This is a genomic window from Dermacoccus sp. CCH2-D9 (genome assembly GCF_001556795.1).
Lineage (GTDB): Bacteria > Actinomycetota > Actinomycetes > Actinomycetales > Dermatophilaceae > Dermacoccus > Dermacoccus nishinomiyaensis.
Genome location: NZ_LSJT01000146.1, coordinates 45,959 through 64,935, shown reverse-complemented (window position 1 = coordinate 64,935; position 18,977 = coordinate 45,959). Strand labels below are relative to the sequence as shown.

10 protein-coding genes are annotated in these 18,977 nt (G+C 66.9%); 1 reads left to right on the top strand and 9 read right to left on the bottom strand.

Annotated elements, in window-relative coordinates:
* Nucleotides 1-79: 79 nt before the first annotated feature.
* From tuf to rplJ, 9 genes are all read right to left on the bottom strand, one after another.
* Nucleotides 80-1,276, bottom strand: a complete 1,197-nt coding sequence (tuf, locus tag AX669_RS11895) for an elongation factor Tu (protein ID WP_006946303.1) — start codon at nucleotides 1,274-1,276, stop codon at nucleotides 80-82.
* A 117-nt stretch (nucleotides 1,277-1,393) separates the two neighbouring features.
* Nucleotides 1,394-3,508 carry an elongation factor G gene (gene fusA / locus AX669_RS11890; RefSeq protein WP_006946174.1) on the bottom strand — a complete coding sequence of 705 codons (2,115 nt, stop codon included), beginning with the start codon at nucleotides 3,506-3,508 and terminating at the stop codon, nucleotides 1,394-1,396.
* Nucleotides 3,509-3,611: 103 nt separating this feature from the next.
* Nucleotides 3,612-4,082 (bottom strand): 30S ribosomal protein S7, encoded by a 471-nt coding sequence (gene rpsG / locus AX669_RS11885; RefSeq protein WP_006946238.1) that lies wholly within the window; start codon nucleotides 4,080-4,082, stop codon nucleotides 3,612-3,614.
* Nucleotides 4,082-4,456, bottom strand: coding sequence for a 30S ribosomal protein S12 (rpsL, locus tag AX669_RS11880; RefSeq protein ID WP_006946105.1), 375 nt, complete (start codon nucleotides 4,454-4,456; stop codon nucleotides 4,082-4,084). The genes rpsG and rpsL overlap by 1 nt, the downstream gene beginning before the upstream one ends.
* Nucleotides 4,457-4,837: 381 nt before the next feature.
* Nucleotides 4,838-8,734: a DNA-directed RNA polymerase subunit beta' gene (locus tag AX669_RS11875; protein WP_062258613.1), complete on the bottom strand. Its 3,897-nt coding sequence runs from the start codon at nucleotides 8,732-8,734 to the stop codon at nucleotides 4,838-4,840.
* Nucleotides 8,735-8,899: 165 nt separating this feature from the next.
* Entirely contained in the window at nucleotides 8,900-12,385 is a 3,486-nt protein-coding gene (gene rpoB / locus AX669_RS11870) for a DNA-directed RNA polymerase subunit beta (protein WP_062258611.1), read from the bottom strand.
* Nucleotides 12,386-12,779: 394 nt separating this feature from the next.
* Complete coding sequence (locus AX669_RS11865) at nucleotides 12,780-16,250, bottom strand: ABC transporter ATP-binding protein (protein WP_006946251.1); 3,471 nt, start codon at nucleotides 16,248-16,250, stop codon at nucleotides 12,780-12,782.
* Between the two features lie 198 nt (nucleotides 16,251-16,448).
* Nucleotides 16,449-16,835: a 50S ribosomal protein L7/L12 gene (gene rplL / locus AX669_RS11860; RefSeq protein ID WP_006946083.1), complete on the bottom strand. Its 387-nt coding sequence runs from the start codon at nucleotides 16,833-16,835 to the stop codon at nucleotides 16,449-16,451.
* Nucleotides 16,836-16,940: 105 nt separating this feature from the next.
* Nucleotides 16,941-17,531 carry a 50S ribosomal protein L10 gene (rplJ, locus tag AX669_RS11855; RefSeq protein WP_040014839.1) on the bottom strand — a complete coding sequence of 197 codons (591 nt, stop codon included), beginning with the start codon at nucleotides 17,529-17,531 and terminating at the stop codon, nucleotides 16,941-16,943.
* Between the two features lie 397 nt (nucleotides 17,532-17,928).
* Between rplJ and AX669_RS11850 the strand changes: the two genes are divergently transcribed.
* Complete coding sequence (locus tag AX669_RS11850) at nucleotides 17,929-18,696, top strand: DUF6318 family protein (protein ID WP_156445009.1); 768 nt, start codon at nucleotides 17,929-17,931, stop codon at nucleotides 18,694-18,696.
* Nucleotides 18,697-18,977: the final 281 nt, after the last annotated feature.

Here is an 18,977-nt window from a genome sequence, read left to right as displayed (position 1 = left end):
TCGGGAACGCAGGAGGGCCCGAGCACCTCACGGTGCTCGGGCCCTTCTTCGATGATGTCACTCCCTCACGGGAGCGAGATCACTTGATGATCTTGGTGACGCGACCGGCGCCGACCGTACGACCACCCTCACGGATGGCGAACTTGAGGCCTTCCTCCATGGCGATGGGCTGGATGAGCTCCACCGTCATGTCGGTGTTGTCGCCGGGCATGACCATCTCGGTGCCCTCGGGCAGGTGCACGACACCCGTGACGTCCGTCGTACGGAAGTAGAACTGCGGACGGTAGTTGTCGTAGAACGGCGTGTGACGGCCACCTTCGTCCTTCGACAGGATGTAGACCTGAGCCTCGAAGTCCGTGTGCGGGGTGATCGAACCCGGCTTCACGACGACCTGGCCACGCTCGACGTCCTCGCGCTTGATGCCGCGAAGGAGCAGACCGACGTTCTCACCCGCGCGACCCTCGTCGAGCAGCTTGCGGAACATCTCGATGCCCGTGACGGTCGTCTTGGCAGCCGGACCCTCGTGGATACCGACGATCTCGACGTCCTCGTTGACGTTCAGGACACCGCGCTCGATGCGACCGGTGACGACGGTGCCACGACCGGTGATCGTGAAGACGTCCTCGACGGGCATGAGGAAAGGCTTGTCGATGTCGCGCTCCGGCTCCGGGATCGACTCGTCGACAGCGTTCATGAGGTTCATGAGCTTGTCGCCCCACTCGGCGTCGCCCTCGAGCGCCTTGAGCGCCGAGACCTGGACGACGGGCAGGTCGTCACCCGGGAAGTCGTAGGAGGACAGCAGTTCGCGGACCTCCATCTCGACGAGCTCCATGATCTCTTCGTCGTCGACCATGTCAGCCTTGTTCAGCGCGACGACGATGTAGGGAACGCCGACCTGGCGAGCCAGGAGGACGTGCTCCTTCGTCTGCGGCATCGGACCGTCGGTCGCGGCGACGACGAGGATGGCGCCGTCCATCTGCGCCGCACCCGTGATCATGTTCTTCACGTAGTCAGCGTGACCGGGGCAGTCGACGTGAGCGTAGTGACGCTGCTCCGTCTGGTACTCGATGTGCGCGATCGAGATGGTGATGCCGCGCTGCTTCTCCTCGGGCGCCTTGTCGATCTCGTCGAACGGCGTGAAGGGGTTGAGCTCGGGGTACTTGTCGTGCAGAACCTTGGAGATTGCTGCCGTCAGCGTCGTCTTGCCGTGGTCGATGTGACCAATGGTGCCGATGTTGACGTGCGGCTTGTTCCGCTCGAACTTTGCCTTCGCCACTTGGGTCCTCCTCAGGACTTGTGTTGGTCAAACGCTGTGTCGCCTTCGGGTGAAGGCGCCGGGACGCGTCTGTTGGTTACAGGTGGTGTACGGGTCAATCGACGGGGATGAACCCGTTCACTCGCCCCGGATCTTCTTGATGATCTCGTCCGCGACGCTCCGGGGAACCTCGCTGTACGAGTCGAACTGCATCGTGTAGTTGGCACGACCCTGCGTCTTGGAACGGAGGTCGCCAACGTACCCGAACATCTCCGACAACGGAACCAGGCCGCGAACGACCTTGGCGCCACTGACGTCCTCCATGGCCTGGATCTGGCCACGGCGGGAGTTGATGTCACCGATCACGTCACCCATGTACTCCTCGGGCGTACGGACCTCGACAGCCATCATCGGCTCGAGGAGCACGGGGTCGGCCTTGCGGACGGCCTCCTTGAGCGCCATGGAACCGGCAATCTTGAACGCCATCTCCGAGGAGTCGACGTCGTGGTAGGCACCGTCGACGAGGATCGCCTTGATGCCGACCAGCGGGTAGCCCGCGAGGACACCCTGCTGCATCGCATCCTGGATGCCGTTGTCGACTGACGGGATGTACTCGCGCGGCACGCGACCACCGACGACGGCGTTCTCGAACTCGTAGAGCTCGCCCTCGGCCGTGTCCAGGGGCTCGAAGGTGATCTGGACCTTCGCGAACTGGCCCGAACCACCGGTCTGCTTCTTGTGCGTGTAGTCGTACTTCGGGACGGCCTTGCGGATCGTCTCGCGGTAGGCGACCTGCGGCGCACCGACGTTTGCCTCGACCTTGAACTCGCGCTTCATGCGGTCGACCAGGATGTCGAGGTGGAGCTCGCCCATGCCTCGGATGATGGTCTGACCGGTCTCCTCGTCGAGCTCGACCTGGAAGGTCGGGTCTTCCTGAGCCAGCTTCTGGATGGCCGTGGAGAGCTTCTCCTGGTCACCCTTCGTCTTGGGCTCGATGGCCACGGAGATGACGGGCTCCGGGAACGTCATCGACTCGAGAACGATCTGCTCGTTCACGTCGGACAGCGTGTCACCGGTGGTGGTCTCCTTGAGACCGATCGCCGCGTAGATGTGACCGGCCTGTGCTTCCTCGACCGGGTTCTCCTTGTTGGCGTGCATCTGGAAGAGCTTGCCGACGCGCTCCTTCTTGCCCTTCGTCGAGTTGACGACGGCCGAGCCGGCGGAGATCTTGCCCGAGTAGACGCGGATGAAGGTCAGCGAACCGAAGAACGGGTGCGCGGCGACCTTGAACGCCAGAGCCGAGAACGGCTCGTCGAGAGCCGGCTTGCGCGTGATCTCGGTCTCCTCGTCGCCCGGCTTGTGGCCGATCATCGGGGGGACGTCGAGCGGGCTCGGCAGGTAGTCGACGACGGCGTCGAGCATCGGCTGGACACCGCGGTTCTTGAAGGCCGAACCACACATGACCGGGTACAGCTCGGAGTTGACCGTGAGCTTGCGGATGCCGGCCTTGAGCTCAGCCGTCGTGAGCTCCTCGCCACCGAGGTACTTCTCCATGAGGTCGTCGTCCGACTCGGCGACGCGCTCGACGAGCGCGTTGCGGTACTCATCGGCCTTGGCCTGCAGGTCGGCCGGGATCTCCTGGATCTCGTACTTGGCGCCCATGGTGACGTCACCCTTGGCGTCACCGGGCCACACGAGCGCCCGCATCTCGACGAGGTCGACGACACCGATGAAGTCGTTCTCCGCACCGATGGGGAGCTGGAGGACGAGGGGCTCGGCGCCCAGACGGTCCTTGATGGTCTGCACGGTGAAGTAGAAGTCCGCGCCCATCTTGTCCATCTTGTTGACGAAGCACATGCGCGGAACGTCGTACTTGTCCGCCTGACGCCAGACCGTCTCGGACTGGGGCTCGACGCCCTCCTTGCCGTCGAAGACGGCGACGGCGCCGTCGAGCACGCGCAGGGAACGCTCGACCTCGACGGTGAAGTCGACGTGGCCCGGCGTGTCGATGATGTTGATCTGGGTGCCGTTCCAGAACGACGTCACAGCAGCGGACGTGATCGTGATGCCACGCTCCTTCTCCTGCTCCATCCAGTCGGTCGTCGACGCACCGTCGTGCGTCTCACCGATCTTGTGGTTGACGCCGGTGTAGAACAGGATCCGCTCGGTCACCGTCGTCTTGCCGGCGTCGATGTGCGCCATGATGCCGATGTTGCGGACCTTCTTGAGGTCAGTCAGCACGTCCTGTGCCACGGTGTCTCTTCTCGTTCGAAGTTCAGTGTGAGTAGCTGGAGCGAGCCGGGACGGCGGCCCGAACCCATCCTACGGAGAGGACGGGCCGCCGACCCAACCGCGATCACCAGCGGTAGTGCGCGAAGGCCTTGTTCGACTCGGCCATCTTGTGCGTATCCTCGCGGCGCTTGACCGCGGCACCCAGACCGTTGCTGGCGTCCAGGATCTCGTTCATCAGACGCTCGGTCATCGTCTTCTCGCGACGCTGACGCGAGTAGCCGACGAGCCAGCGCAGCGACAGCGTCGTCGCGCGGCCCGGCTTGACCTCGATCGGCACCTGGTAGGTCGCACCACCGACGCGGCGGGACTTGACCTCGAGGGCCGGCTTGATGTTGTCGAGAGCGCGCTTCAGCGTCACGACCGGGTCGGTACCCGTCTTCTCACGGCAACCTTCGAGGGCGTCGTACACGATGCGCTCGGCGATGGACTTCTTGCCGTCGAGCAGGATCTTGTTGACGAGCTGCGTGACGAGCGGCGAACCGTAGACCGGGTCGACGACGAGGGGGCGCTTAGGAGCAGGACCCTTACGAGGCATTACTTCTTCTCCTTCTTGGCGCCGTAGCGGCTACGAGCCTGGTTGCGGCCCTTGACACCCTGGGTGTCGAGCGCGCCGCGGATGATCTTGTAGCGCACACCGGGAAGGTCCTTCACACGGCCACCACGCACGAGCACGATCGAGTGCTCCTGCAGGTTGTGGCCGACGCCCGGGATGTAAGCCGTGACCTCGATGCCAGAGGTGAGCTTCACACGGGCGACCTTGCGCAGAGCCGAGTTCGGCTTCTTCGGGGTCGTGGTGTAGACGCGGGTGCACACACCGCGTCGCTGGGGGCTGCCCTTGAGAGCCGGAGTCGAGGCCTTCGTGGCCTTGTCCTGGCGACCCTTGCGGACGAGCTGGTTGATCGTAGGCAACCTAGTTCTCCGAACGTGTCGTATCTGTTCTGCCTGCAGGATGAATCGCAGGCTCCTTGGTCTCGTCGCGGATCGTGCGCCGAAGGGCGCAACAGGCGCGACCCCTCCCCTGCACTTTCGTCGCGGGGCGCATGCACGACGTTCGAGACGCCGTGCCCGACCCATCGCGGCGACTGCCCGGCGAGGGTGTGATCATGAGTGGAGTCCGGACAGACTCCTGCCATGCACCCGAGTAGTTTACCGACTCTCCCGGGCCCCGGCCAAATCGCGGGAGCATGCACGTTCCGACCGCAACGCGACACGCCGACGAACCTGAGGAGACCGCGAGGGGCACCCCCTGCCTGTGCAGGAGATGCCCCTCGCGGCGTGGATCTGCGTCGATCAGCTGTCGAAGCCGAGCGTCGCGTCGTCCAGTCGGACGGCCTCGCCCGAGCCCGGGCCAAAGACCGGGTAGTCGTACGGCTGGTAGTCCGGCAGCGCGTACATCGCGGCCTTCGCCTCCTCCGTCGGCTCCACCTTGACGTTGCGGTAACGGCTGAGGCCGGTACCCGCCGGGATGAGCTTTCCGAGGATGACGTTCTCCTTGAGGCCGAGCAGCGGGTCGCTCTTCACGTTCATGGCGGCCTCGGTGAGGACGCGCGTCGTTTCCTGGAACGATGCCGCCGACAGCCACGACTCGGTGGCTAGCGAAGCCTTCGTGATGCCCATGAGCTCGCTACGACCCGACGCCGGACGTCCGCCCTCGGCGATCGCCTTGCGCGAGGCGTCCTCGAAGCGCGCGCGGTCGGCCAGCTCACCCGGGAGCAGGTCGGTGTCACCCGCCTCGATGATCGTCACGCGGCGCAGCATCTGACGCACGATGACCTCGATGTGCTTGTCGTGGATCGACACACCCTGCTGGCGGTACACGCCCTGGACCTCGTCGACGAGGTGCTTCTGCACCTCACGCGGGCCGAGGATGCGCAGCACCTGCTTCGGGTCGATCGCACCCTGCACGAGCAGCGTGCCGACCTCGACGCGCTGGCCGTCCTCGACGAGCAGGCGCGCACGCTTGCTCACCGGGTAGGCGTGCGGCTCCGAGCCGTCGTCCGGGATGAGGTTGATGCGACGAGCCTTGTCGGTCTCCTCGATCTCGATCTTTCCGGATGCCTCCGCGATCGGGGCGACACCCTTCGGCGTGCGAGCCTCGAAGAGCTCGACGACTCGGGGCAGACCCTGCGTGATGTCGTCACCCGCGGCACCGCCGGTGTGGAAGGTACGCATCGTCAGCTGCGTGCCCGGCTCACCGATCGACTGCGCCGCGATGATGCCGACAGCCTCGCCGATGTCGACGAGCTTGCCGGTCGCGAGCGAACGGCCGTAGCACTTCGCACACGTCCCGACGCGCGACTCACAGGTGAGGACCGAGCGGACCTTGACCTCTTCGATGCCGGCGTCGATCAGCTTGCTGAGCGCGACGTCACCGAGGTCGTCGCCGGCCTGCAGGAACGTCTCGCCGTCGATCTCGACCGTCTGCGCCACGTTGCGGGCGTAGACCGAGCTCTCGACGTCCTCGTGCTCGACCAGCTGGCCGTCAGAGTTGCGCTGCGCGATCGGCAGGACGAGACCGCGCTTCGTGCCGCAGTCCTCCTCGCGGATGATGACGTCCTGCGAGACGTCGACGAGACGACGCGTCAGGTAACCCGAGTCGGCCGTACGCAGAGCGGTGTCGGCCAGACCCTTTCGTGCACCGTGGGTCGAGATGAAGAACTCCAGCACCGACAGGCCCTCACGGAAGTTGGCCTTGATCGGACGCGGGATGATCTCGCCCTTCGGGTTGGCCATGAGGCCTCGCATACCCGCGAGCTGGCGCAGCTGGAACCAGTTACCACGGGCACCCGAGTTGACCATGCGGTAGATCGGGTTGTCCTTCGGGAAGTTGTTCTCCATCTGCTTGGAGACCTCGTTCGCCGCCTGCGTCCAGATCTCGATGAGCTCCTGACGGCGCTCGTCGTCCGTGATCAGACCACGGTCGAACTGCAGCTGCACCTTCGCGGCCTTGGCGTCGTAGCTCTCGAGGATCTCGTCCTTGTTCGAGGGCATGACGACGTCCGAGATGGCGACGGTCGTGCCCGAGCGCGTGGCCCAGTGGAAACCGGTCTCCTTCAGCGCATCGAGCGACGCCGCGACCTGGACCTTCGAGTAACGCTCCGCAAGGTCGTTGACGATGGCCGAGAGGACCTTCTTGTCGACGGGCTTGTTGATGTACTCGTAGTCCTCCGGCAGCGTGCCGTTGAAGATCGCGCGACCCAGGGTCGTACGGATCCGCAGCTCGGAGACGAAGCCGTTCTCGTCCGCCTCGACGCCGTCGGGCAGCACCGTGCCGGCCGTCGGGACGAAGTCGCGAAGACGCACCGAGATCGGCGTGCCGATCTTGATCTCGCCCGCGTCGAAGGCCATGCGGGCCTCGGCGACGGTCGAGAACGCGCGGATGTCCTCGTCCTTCATCTCGTCGGCGTCGAGCACCTCGGAGGTGAGGTGGAACAGACCGATGATCATGTCCTGCGTCGGCATCGTCACGGGACGACCGTCGGCGGGCTTGAGGATGTTGTTGCTCGAGAGCATGAGGATGCGGGCCTCGGCCTGCGCCTCGGAGCTGAGCGGCACGTGGACGGCCATCTGGTCACCGTCGAAGTCGGCGTTGAACGCCGAGCAGACAAGCGGGTGGATCTGGACGGCCTTGCCCTCGACGAGCTGCGGCTCGAACGCCTGGATGCCCAGACGGTGCAGCGTCGGCGCGCGGTTGAGCAGCACGGGGTGCTCACGGATGACCTCTTCGAGGACGTCCCACACGACCGGGCGGGCACGCTCGACCATGCGCTTCGCCGACTTGATGTTCTGCGCGTGCTCGAGGTCGACGAGGCGCTTCATGACGAACGGCTTGAACAGCTCGAGCGCCATCTGCTTGGGCAGACCGCACTGGTGCAGCTTGAGCGTCGGACCGACGACGATGACCGAACGACCCGAGTAGTCGACTCGCTTGCCGAGCAGGTTCTGACGGAAACGACCCTGCTTGCCCTTGAGCATGTCGGACAGCGACTTGAGCGGCCGGTTGCCCGGACCGGTCACCGGTCGGCCACGACGGCCGTTGTCGAACAGCGCGTCGACGGCCTCCTGAAGCATGCGCTTCTCGTTGTTGACGATGATCTCCGGCGCACCGAGGTCGAGCAGACGCTTGAGTCGGTTGTTGCGGTTGATCACACGGCGGTACAGGTCGTTGAGGTCGGACGTCGCGAAACGGCCACCGTCGAGCTGCACCATCGGGCGCAGGTCCGGCGGGATGACCGGGACGCAGTCGAGAACCATGCCGGCCGGCTTGTTCTCGGTCTGCTGGAAGGCCGTGACGACGCGCAGACGCTTGAGCGCACGCGTCTTCTTCTGGCCCTTGCCCGTCGCGATGATCTCGCGCAGCAGCTCCGCCTCGGCGTCGAGGTCGAAGTTCTCGAGACGCTTCTGCAGCGCCGCAGCGCCCATGCCGCCCTCGAAGTACAGACCGAAACGGTCACGCATCTCGCGGTAGAGGATCTCGTCGCCCTCGAGGTCCTGGACCTTGAGGTTCTTGAAACGATCCCAGACCTGCTCGAGGCGCTCGATCTGCTGATCCGCGCGCTTGCGGATCTGCGTCATCTCGCGCTCGGCCGACTCGCGGACCTTGCGGCGGGCGTCAGCCTTGGCGCCCTCCTTCTCGAGCTCGGCGAGGTCGGCCTCGAGCTTCGTCGAACGCGTGTTGATGTCCGCGTCGCGACGGTTCTCGAGTTCCTTCTTCTCGACCTCGATCTGGTTCTCGAGCGACGGCAGGTCGGCGTGACGCTGCTCCTCGTCGACCGAGGTGATCATGTAGGCCGCGAAGTAGATGACCTTCTCGAGGTCCTTCGGCGCGAGGTCCAGCAGGTAGCCCAGACGGCTCGGGACACCCTTGAAGTACCAGATGTGCGTGACCGGCGCGGCGAGCTCGATGTGGCCCATGCGCTCGCGACGAACCGCGGAACGCGTGACCTCGACGCCGCAGCGCTCACAGATGATGCCCTTGAAACGGACGCGCTTGTACTTGCCGCAGTAGCACTCCCAGTCGCGCGTCGGGCCGAAGATCTTCTCGCAGAAGAGTCCGTCCTTCTCGGGCTTGAGGGTGCGGTAGTTGATGGTTTCGGGCTTCTTGACCTCGCCGTGCGACCACTCGCGGATGTCGTCCGCGGTCGCGAGGCCGATGCGAAGCTCGTCGAAGAAGTTGACGTCCAGCACGTTGCTGATTCCTTCTCTCGCCTAAATCTGAAAAGTCTGATCGTTGCTGTTGTGGTTGTCCGGTCGGCTCGTTCGAGCCGCGGACCTACGTCTGCGCCGGCTGATCCGACACGCGGTGGGCCGGGCGATCATCTCGATCGACCCACCGCGTGTCGGGCGCCGTGATCAGACTTCCTCGACGCTGCTCGGCTCGCGGCGCGACAGGTCGATGCCCAGCTCCTCCGCGGCCCGGAACACTTCCTGCTCCGAGTCGCGCAGGTCGATGGCGGTGCCGTCACTGCTCAGGACCTCGACGTTGAGGCAGAGCGACTGCATCTCCTTGATGAGGACCTTGAACGACTCCGGGATGCCCGGCTCGGGGATGTTCTCGCCCTTGACGATGGCCTCGTACACCTTGACGCGGCCCGTCACGTCGTCCGACTTGATCGTCAGCAACTCCTGCAGGGCGTATGCGGCGCCGTAGGCCTCGAGGGCCCACACCTCCATCTCACCGAAGCGCTGACCACCGAACTGCGCCTTACCACCGAGCGGCTGCTGCGTGATCATCGAGTACGGACCCGTCGAACGCGCGTGGATCTTCTCGTCGACGAGGTGGTGCAGCTTCAGGATGTACATGTACCCGACGGAGACCGGCTCCGGGAACGGCTCACCCGAGCGGCCGTCGAACAGCTGCGCCTTGCCGGAGTCGCCGATGAGGCGCACGCCGTCGCGCGTCGTGTTCGTCGACTCGAGCAGGCCACGGATCTCCGTCTCGCGCGCACCGTCGAACACGGGCGTCGCAATACGGGTGTTCGGGCCCGTCTCACGTGCATCGGCCGGGATCTTGGCCGCCCACTCCGGGTCACCCTCGATCTTCCAACCACGCGAGGCGGCCCAGCCCATGTGCAGCTCGAGCACCTGACCGGGGTTCATTCGCGAGGGAACACCGAGCGGGTTGAGCACGACGTCGACCGGCGTGCCGTCCTCGAGGAACGGCATGTCCTCGACCGGCAGGATCTTCGAGATGACGCCCTTGTTGCCGTGACGGCCGGCGAGCTTGTCACCGTCGGTGATCTTGCGCTTGTTCGCCACGTAGACACGCACGAGCTGGTTGACGCCCGGGGGCAACTCGTCGCCCTCGTCACGGTCGAAGACCTTGACGCCGATGACCGTGCCGGTCTCACCGTGCGGAACCTTCATCGACGTGTCGCGAACCTCACGGGCCTTCTCACCGAAGATGGCGCGCAGCAGGCGCTCCTCCGGCGTCAGCTCGGTCTCACCCTTGGGCGTGACCTTGCCGACGAGCAGGTCGCCGTCACGAACCTCGGCGCCGACGCGGATGATGCCGCGCTCGTCGAGGTCGGCCAGCACCTCGTCGGAGACGTTCGGGATGTCCCGCGTGATCTCCTCCGGGCCCAGCTTCGTGTCGCGGGCGTCGATCTCGTGCTCCTCGATGTGGATCGAGGAGAGCGTGTCGTCCTGCACGAGGCGCTGCGACAGGATGATCGCGTCCTCGTAGTTGTAGCCCTCCCACGGCATGAACGCCACGAGCAGGTTCTTGCCGAGCGACATCTCGCCGCCGTCGGTAGCGGGGCCGTCAGCGATGACGGCGCCCTCATCGAGGCGCTCACCCTCGTTGACCACGACACGTTGGTTGTAGCAGGTGCCCTGGTTCGAGCGCGTGAACTTCGCGATGCGGTACGTCGAGTACGTCGCGTCGTCGTTGGCGACCGTGACGAGGTCGGCGGAGACCTCCTGCACGACACCCGCCTTGGTGGCTCGCACGACGTCACCCGAGTCGAGTGCCGCACGGTACTCGATGCCGGTACCGACGAGCGGAGCCTCCGAACGAACGAGCGGCACCGCCTGACGCTGCATGTTGGCACCCATGAGGGCGCGGTTGGCGTCGTCGTGCTCGAGGAACGGGATGAGTGCGGTCGCGGCCGACACCATCTGACGCGCCGAGACGTCCATGTAGTCGACGTCCTCGATCGCGACGTCGCTCGCCTCTCCGCCCTTGGTGCGCGCCATGACGCGGTCCTCGGCGAAGTGGTTGTCCGGCGTCAGCGGCGCGTTGGCCTGCGCGATGACGAACGTGTCCTCCTCGTCCGCCGACAAGTAGTCGACGTCGTCGGTGACCTGGCCGTCGACGACCTTGCGGTACGGCGTCTCGACGAAACCGAACGGGTTGATGCGACCGAACGACGCGAGCGAACCGATGAGACCGATGTTCGGGCCTTCCGGCGTCTCGATCGGGCACATGCGGCCGTAGTGCGACGGGTGGACGTCACGGACCTCCATGCCTGCGCGGTCCCGCGACAGACCACCGGGGCCCAGCGCTGACAGACGACGCTTGTGCGTCAGACCGGCGAGCGGGTTGTTCTGGTCCATGAACTGCGACAGCTGCGACGTTCCGAAGAACTCCTTGATCGACGCCACCACGGGGCGGATGTTGATCAGGGTCTGCGGCGTGATGGCCTCGACGTCCTGCGTCGTCATGCGCTCACGAACCACGCGCTCCATGCGGGACAGGCCCGTGCGAACCTGGTTCTGGATGAGCTCACCGACGTTGCGCAGGCGGCGGTTGCCGAAGTGGTCGATGTCGTCGATCTCGACGCGGACGTCGATCTCTTCGCCGTGACGCGTGCCCTTCATCGTCTCCTCGCCGGCGTGCAGCGCGACGATGTACTTGATGGTGGCGACGATGTCGTCGATGCCGAGCGTCGAGTCTTCGAGCCCGCCGTCGACGCCCAGCTTCTTGTTGACCTTGTAGCGGCCGACCTTCGCGAGATCGTAGCGCTTGCCATTGAAGTACAGGTTGTCGAGCAGCTGCTGGGCAGCCTCACGCGTCGGCGGTTCGCCCGGGCGCAGCTTGCGGTAGATCTCGAGCAGCGCGGCGTCCTGGTCGGCCGTGTGGTCCTTCTCCAGGGTGGCGCGCATCGACTCGTACTGGCCGAACTCCTCGAGGATCTGAGCCTCGGTCCAGCCCAGCGCCTTGAGCAGCACCGTCACGGACTGCTTGCGCTTGCGGTCGACGCGGACACCGACCATGTCGCGCTTGTCGATCTCGAACTCGAGCCACGCACCACGGCTGGGGATGACCTTCGCCGTGTAGATCTCCTTGTCAGAGGTCTTGTCGATGGAGCGCTCGAAGTAGACGCCCGGCGAACGGACGAGCTGCGAGACGACGACGCGCTCGGTGCCGTTGATGACGAACGTGCCGCGGTCCGTCATGAGCGGGAAGTCGCCCATGAAGACCGTCTGGCTCTTGATCTCGCCCGTCTCGGCGTTCATGAACTCAGCCGTGACGAACAGCGGAGCCGCGTACGTCATGTCGCGCTCCTTGCACTCCTCGATGGAGTACTTGACGTCCTCGAATCGGTGGTCGCGGAAGCTCAGCGACATCGAGCCGGAGAAGTCTTCGATCGGCGAGATCTCCTCGAAGATCTCCTCCAGACCGGAGCGCTCGGGCACGTCGACACGGCCCTCCGACTTGGCGGCGGCCACGCGGGCCTGCCACTTCTCGTTGCCGAGAAGCCAGTCGAAGCTCTCGGTCTGCAGCGCGAGCAGATCCGGGATTTCGAGGGGCTCACGAATTTTGGCGAAGGTGAGACGGCCGGAGGCAGTCTTCGCCGAGGACAGAGTCTGGGTCGCGGTGCGCGAGGCAGCCAAGGAGGGTCCCTTCCAGAGGCCTTATAGATCGGCAGTGCGCGCCACCTGCCGTACGGGTCCTCCCCCCTCGACGCTCCTCGGACGGCCGGCGTCATGATGTCGCGACCAAGCAGAGCGGGCAGCTCTTCGTGGTGGCGTCTTGACGCGGAATCCGGATCGGGTGTCGGGGGCAGGCGCAGACAGGGCAGCGCAAAATAGCAGGATAGTACCCAGAGAAGAAGGATGCAAGCCGACGAACTCGGAACCCGAGTCTGTCGCACCGCGCGCCCATCCTGACGAGCCCGGGTGGACCGCATCGACCGCTATGATCCGGCGCCTCCCCCGGCGCCGTCTTGACCCCACGAGAATGACGCAGGGCGGGCGCACAGTCAAGCAGCGACGCGCCGGTCGCCCGTCACCCCGCCAGGTGCGACCAGCGCGTCTCGAGCTCACGCCACGGGCCGGCGTCCGCAACCCTGCCCGCCTCCAGGACGACGACGCGGTCGGCCCGGGCGAGAGCCGAACGCTTCGACGTCGCCCCGACGACGGCGCTGCCACGCGCACGCAACGCGTCCCACAGCTCGAGCTCGGTGCGCGCGTCGAGCGCGCTCGAGACGTCGTCGGCCAGGAGCAGTTCGGCCTCCGTCGACAGGGCTCGCGCGAGCGCCAGCCGCTGAACCTGCCCACCGGACAGGCGCACCCCGCGGTGGCCGACGAGACTGTCCCGGCCGCCCGCGTTGTCGATGTCGGGGGTGAGACGCGCAGCGTCGACGGAAGTGTCGAACTCGCGCTCGTGACCGAGGAGCACGTTCTCGGCGAAGGAGCCGGAGAGCACTCGGGGCGTCTGGGCGACGTAGGCGACCTGGCCGGGGCGGAGGAAGAGCTCTGGCTCGCTCACCTCTCGTCCGTTCCACGTGAGCGAGCCGGTGTGGTGCACGAGCCCCGCGAGTGCCGCCAGCAGGCTCGACTTGCCGGAGCCCACGGCGCCCAGGAGCAGCACGAGCTCGCCCTGCCCGACGGTGAGATCCACGCCTTCGACGCCGACCGTCCCGTCATCGTGCAGGGCGGCGAGGTCGCGCAACGCCAGTTCGCGCAAGGGCTCCCTCGGCGTCTCAGGTACCTGAGGTGCCGCACCGGAGGGCAGGTCGAGGCCAGCCGGGAGGTCGACGAGATCGGCCCCGCCGGCGAGTTCGCTCGTCGCCCTGAGCCAGGCCCGCGTTCCGGGCGCCTCGGTGACGACCGACCCGGCGACCCGGCCGAACCAGTCGAAGTTGGACGCCGCGTTGACGACGAGCAGCGCCGTCGCAAGGCCCCAGGTGCCGTACAGCGCCCCCGCCCAGGCTGCCACGATGCCTGCCTGCACCATGAGCGTCGGGACGCCGTCGAGCACGGCGGCGACTCGGTGCTCGCGCACCGCGGCCTCGACGCGCGTGCGGTCGACGGCGGCGAGGTGTTCGCGGATGCGCCCGGTGCGACCCGCGAGCTTGATGGTGCGCGCTGCTTCGAGCGAGGAGACGAGGGCGCGACCGAACTGGGCACGGGACGCCGACGCCCGCGCGGCGGAGCGGCCCGCCACGCGCCGTCCGAGGGCGGAGGCCAGCGCCGAGCCGACCATGATGACGAGCAGGACGAGACCCGCGAGCCAGGTGCCACCGAGCACAGCGGTGAGAACGACGATGACGAAACCGTTGGTGAAGTCGATCCACCGGTCGGCATAGCGGACGAAGCGATCCGAATCCATCGCGCGCGCGACGACCTCGCCGGGAGGCGTGCGCGGCAGCCGGTGCTGCCCCGTCTGTCCGATGAGCACGCGCATGCGCACCCGCAGGGAGATCTCGATCCACCACCGCGGGTAACGGATGACGGCCACCGCGAGCGAGACCGGGCCGAGCATCACGCACACCGCGACCGCTGCGGCCCAACCCCATGCGGGGGTGCCGTCCGCCAGGGCCTGCACGGTGTGACCCCAAGCCCAGCCCGTGACGCTGCCGATGGCACCGAAGATGGAGAACGCGAGGAACGCGAAGATGGCCACGACGCCCCACTCGGGCCGCACCTTCAGCGCGTTGATGATCGCGCGTGCGAGGGACGAACCCTCGGGGATGTCGCGCGTGACGGGCGCCGCGCCCGTGCGTCGCGCGTGCGCGACGTGCGGGGCCTCGTGGTCCGGGGCGGGGACGGCGGACGCGCCGGCGGCTTCGGTGAGGTCGCGGAAGTAACCGGGTGTCTCGAGCAGTTCGTCACGGCGACCGAACTGCACGAGGCGCCCGCGCTCCATGACGCCGATGAAGTCGGCCCGCTCGATGGTGCCGAGACGATGCGCGATGAGGATGCCGGTGCGCCCCTCGAGCAACCGTGCAGAGGCCGCGACGACGCGGGCCTCCGTCACCGGATCCATGCGGGCGGTCGCCTCGTCGAGCACGATGACGCGCACGTCGCGTGCGAGCAGACGGGCGAACGCCAGCAGCTGTTCCTCGCCGGCCGACAGGCTCACGCCACCCGGGCCGAGCACCGTGTCGAGGCCGTCGGGCAGGGTCGAGACCCACGGGCCGAGACCGAGCGTCTCGACGACGTCCTCGATCTGAGCGCGCGGCAGCGGCTCGAAGACGGTGATGTTCTCCGCCAGCGTGCCGGCGAGGATCTCGGTGCGCTGCGTGACGACACCGACGCCCCCGCGCAGCGCCTCCAGGTCGAGGTCGCGCACGTCGACGCCGCCGAGGAAGAGCGAACCGGGCGGCGGCTCGACGGCGCGCGAGACGAGGGAGGCCAACGTCGACTTGCCGGATCCGGTGCGTCCCACCAGGGCGAGAGTCGACCCGGCCGGCACGTGCAGGTCGACGTCCTGCAGCGCGAACGTGCCGGTGCCGTAGCTGAAGTCGAGGTGACGTACGTCGAGATCCAGCGGGCCCTCCGGCAGCGCTCGTCCGCCCTCGGGTTCGGCCGGAACGGCCAGGAGGGCGCGCAGGCGCACGATGGCGCCGAGGCCCGCCTGCATGTCCGGGAACTGCTCGGCGACCCGGGCCAGCATGCCGACGAACGTGCTCGTGACGAGGAACATCGTGACGAGATCACCGACCGACATCGACGTGCGCGAGGCGAGCGCGACGCCGGCGAGCACGACGAGGACGAGCAGCAGGTGCAGCGACAGGCCGGTGCGCAGCAGCAGCTTGACCTCGAGGCGCACGACGGCCAGGAACCGCTCGTGCACGCGCGCCGACAGCTTGGCGAGGCGCGCGACCACGAACGGCTGGCCGAGGCTCGTGCGGATGTCGTCGCGGCCCGCGACGCCCTCCTCGAAGATGGCGGCGTGCTCGGTCCAGGCGGCCTCCTCGAGAACCTTGCCCGCCGCGATCGGGGCGAGCAAGGAACGCATGAGCACCCACGTCAGCGCCGCGAAGAGCGGGAAGAGCACCCAGGCCGGCCACCACGTGATACCTGCGACGATCCACATCGGCACCATGGCGAGCGTCATCCGCAGCACCATCCAGATCTGCTGACGCAGCAGGTTCGAGATCTCGTGGGTGTCGTCGTCGACACGGTCGAGGATCTCACCGCCCGCCTGCTCCGACAGGGCCTCGAGCGGTTGCGCGAGCACCGCGTCGACGAGGTCGCGACGCAGCTGCCCGGCGGCACGATCGACCATACCCGCCCACAGGAAGCGCCCCGCGGTGTCGACGAGCGCCCCACCGAGGACGGTGACGGCCAGCAGCGTCACGAGGCGAGCGCTCGTGTGCTCGGCCAGCCGGCCCGCGATGACGGACGCCGCCGTCGTCGCCAACGCTGTGACGGCCGCGAGGATGACGGCGGCCCACGTACTGGGGACGGCGATGCGTCGCCATCCGATCTGGCGGGATGGCGAGGCGTGCGGCGCGGGTGGTGTCGTCATGGCACGTCACAGGCTACGGGTGAACACCGACAACCGCACTCGAATATCGCGCGCGTCATCGGCGGCACCGGCCTCGGCAGGGTTCCTCTGGCGCGACGCCAGGTCTGCGGGCATGCGAAAGCGGGCCGCACCGTGATGGTGCGACCCGCTTCGACGCGATGTCTCGCGATCAGTGCCCAGGCAGTGCCCGGGCAGAGATCACTTGACCTCGACGGTGGCGCCGGCGCCTTCGAGGGCTTCCTTGGCCTTGTCGGCAGCGTCCTTGGCGACACCTTCGAGAACCGGCTTCGGGGCGCCGTCGACGAGGTCCTTGGCCTCCTTGAGACCGAGGGACGTGAGGGCGCGCACCTCCTTGATGACCTGGATCTTCTTGTCACCGGCCGAGGCCAGGATGACGTCGAACTCGGACTTCTCCTCGGCAGCGCCGGCGTCGCCGCCGCCTGCAGCCGGAGCAGCCGCGGCAGCAACCGGGGCAGCAGCGGTGACGTTGAAGGTGTCTTCGAAGAGCGTCACGAACTCGGAGAGCTCGATGAGCGTCATTTCCTTGAAAGCCTCGAGGAGCTCGTCGTTGGAGAGCTTCGCCATGATGGGCGTCCTTTCTGTTCTGTCGGACCCGGACCGATGTGGTCGTGGGATCCGTGCCGTGAGTGGCGTTGTGGTGGGTTTGCGCTGATGCCGGTCAGGACCGGATCAGGCCTCGTCGCCACCCTCGGCGACGTCTGCGGTGGCCGCTTCGGCAGCCGGGGCTGCGTCGGTGGCCGGTCCCTCGGTCTCGACCTTCGCACGCAGGGCGTCGACGGTGCGAGCAGCCTGCGACAGCGGGGCCGCGAAGAGGTAGACAGCCTGGCTGAGCGAGGCCTGGAGGCCCCCGGCCAGCTTGGCGAGCAGGGTCTCGCGGGACTCGAGGTCCGCGAGCTTGTTGATCTCCTCGGCCGACATGGCCTTGCCGTCAAGGACGCCGCCCTTGATGACGAGGAGAGGGTTGGCCTTGGCGAAGTCACGCAGCTTCTTCGCCGTCTCCACCGGGTCACCGGTGACGAAGGCGATAGCGGACGGGCCCTGGAGCTGGCCGTCGAAAGCCGTCACGCCGGCTTCAGCAGCCGCACGGGCGGTCAGCGTGTTCTTCACCACGGCGTAGGTGGCGTGCTCACGGATGGAGTTACGCAGATCGGTGATCTGCGCCACGGTGAGACCGCGGTACTCCGTCAGCACGGCAGCATCCGAGTTGCGGAAGTTGTCCGCAAGCTCGGCAATGGCTGCATCCTTAGCGGCGGTAGCCATGCGCGCCTCCTTCGGTGGTGAGTGCCAGTCGCTCGGGCGACACGAAAAAAGAGCCTCGGCGCAGGCGCGCTGAGGCTCTGAAAACATGCTGACGAACAGCACGATCATCGACTGAAGCTCACCTGCGCCGGACGCTCACTGACGTGAGGCCTTCGGTCACATCCACCCAGAGGCAGAGTGCAACAACCGGCGGTCATTGGTCCTCCCAATGTACCGGGCGGGCGGCGGGCGGCCAAATCGGTGCGATCGACGCCCGTGGGCACTGGTGCACAGGCCGCAGAAACCTGACGAAAAACTTACCGTCGCGATCGGGTGCGACGCGCGCCGGGCTGGTGAGACTCGAGAAGTGGCCGGTGACGCACCGGGCGCTGTCTCACCGCCTACCGAAGGACCAAGCATGCCCGACGCACCCACCCCCGCAACTGCTCTACCCGACGATGGCGCGACCGCTCGTCGTGGACTTGCCGGGCGCCATCTCGCGCCACGTGGGGTCGCCGCGATCGCCCTGGCCGCGGCCGTGACGACGGCGGTGAGTGGGTGCGGCGACGACTCGACGGCCGATGCCTCGACGAGCACCATCGCCCCCTCCGACATGAGCCGCATCGCGGCCGGCAACACGCCGCGTTCCAGTTCGACTGACCCTTCTACGTCGTTGCGCAGCGCCGCCTCGTCTGCGCCCGCGACCTCGCGGAGTGCTTCGGTCGCGTCGAGCGCATCCGGGACGACATCCAAGGCCGGCGCCGCCGCAGTCGTCATCCCCGACGCCGCCAAGGCCCACACCAAAGACGGCGCCAAGGCCTTCGTGAAGTTCTACTGGGAAACCCTCGACCAACTGGACGCGGCACCCAAGGAAAACGTCCTGGCCAACCTGTACGCGCCGACTTGCACTGGCTGCGACCAGCAGGCTCTTGGGGTGGCAGAAAACGCTCGCACCGGAGTACACATCGAGGGATCCCGCACCACCCTCACCAAGCTCCAGGAAGCACCCACCTCATCACTGGACGAGCCCGTCTTTACCTTCGATCAAGCAGAGACACCAGCGACCCGGGTCGAGAGCGGAGGCAAGCGCACCGAGCTGAGCGCCATCAAGCTTAGGGGCGCCGTTCGACTCATGTGGGACGGCCAGCACTGGCGAGTGGGGATGTACGGTGCAGATCGCGCTTAAGACATCAGCGCCGCTGCTCATGGCCACAGCCGTCCTTGCCTCTGCCCCAGCCGCGGCATCGGGAAATCCCTGCGAGGGGACAAACCGGCAAGCGTGCCTCGGCGGCGACACAGTCTCCGTCGTGGTGGTGGCGGGTAAGAAGGAAGGCCGCGGCCAACTGCCAGACGGGCCACAACGTCCCCAGAACGCGCGCCCGGGAACAGGCACCCTGCCCCACATAAGCACTGGCTCAGCCGCCCCACATCCAGGAGCCCCGGAAGGCACCGGAACCGGCCGAGCCG

Coding starts and splice junctions, on each gene's coding strand:
- AX669_RS11865 (WP_006946251.1), bottom strand. CDS start 16,250: ATGACGACACCACCCGCGCCGCACGCCTCGCCATCCCGCCAGATCGGA.
- rpsG (WP_006946238.1), bottom strand. CDS start 4,082: ATGCCTCGTAAGGGTCCTGCTCCTAAGCGCCCCCTCGTCGTCGACCCG.
- rplJ (WP_040014839.1), bottom strand. CDS start 17,531: ATGGCTACCGCCGCTAAGGATGCAGCCATTGCCGAGCTTGCGGACAAC.
- rplL (WP_006946083.1), bottom strand. CDS start 16,835: ATGGCGAAGCTCTCCAACGACGAGCTCCTCGAGGCTTTCAAGGAAATG.
- AX669_RS11850 (WP_156445009.1), top strand. CDS start 17,929: ATGCCCGACGCACCCACCCCCGCAACTGCTCTACCCGACGATGGCGCG.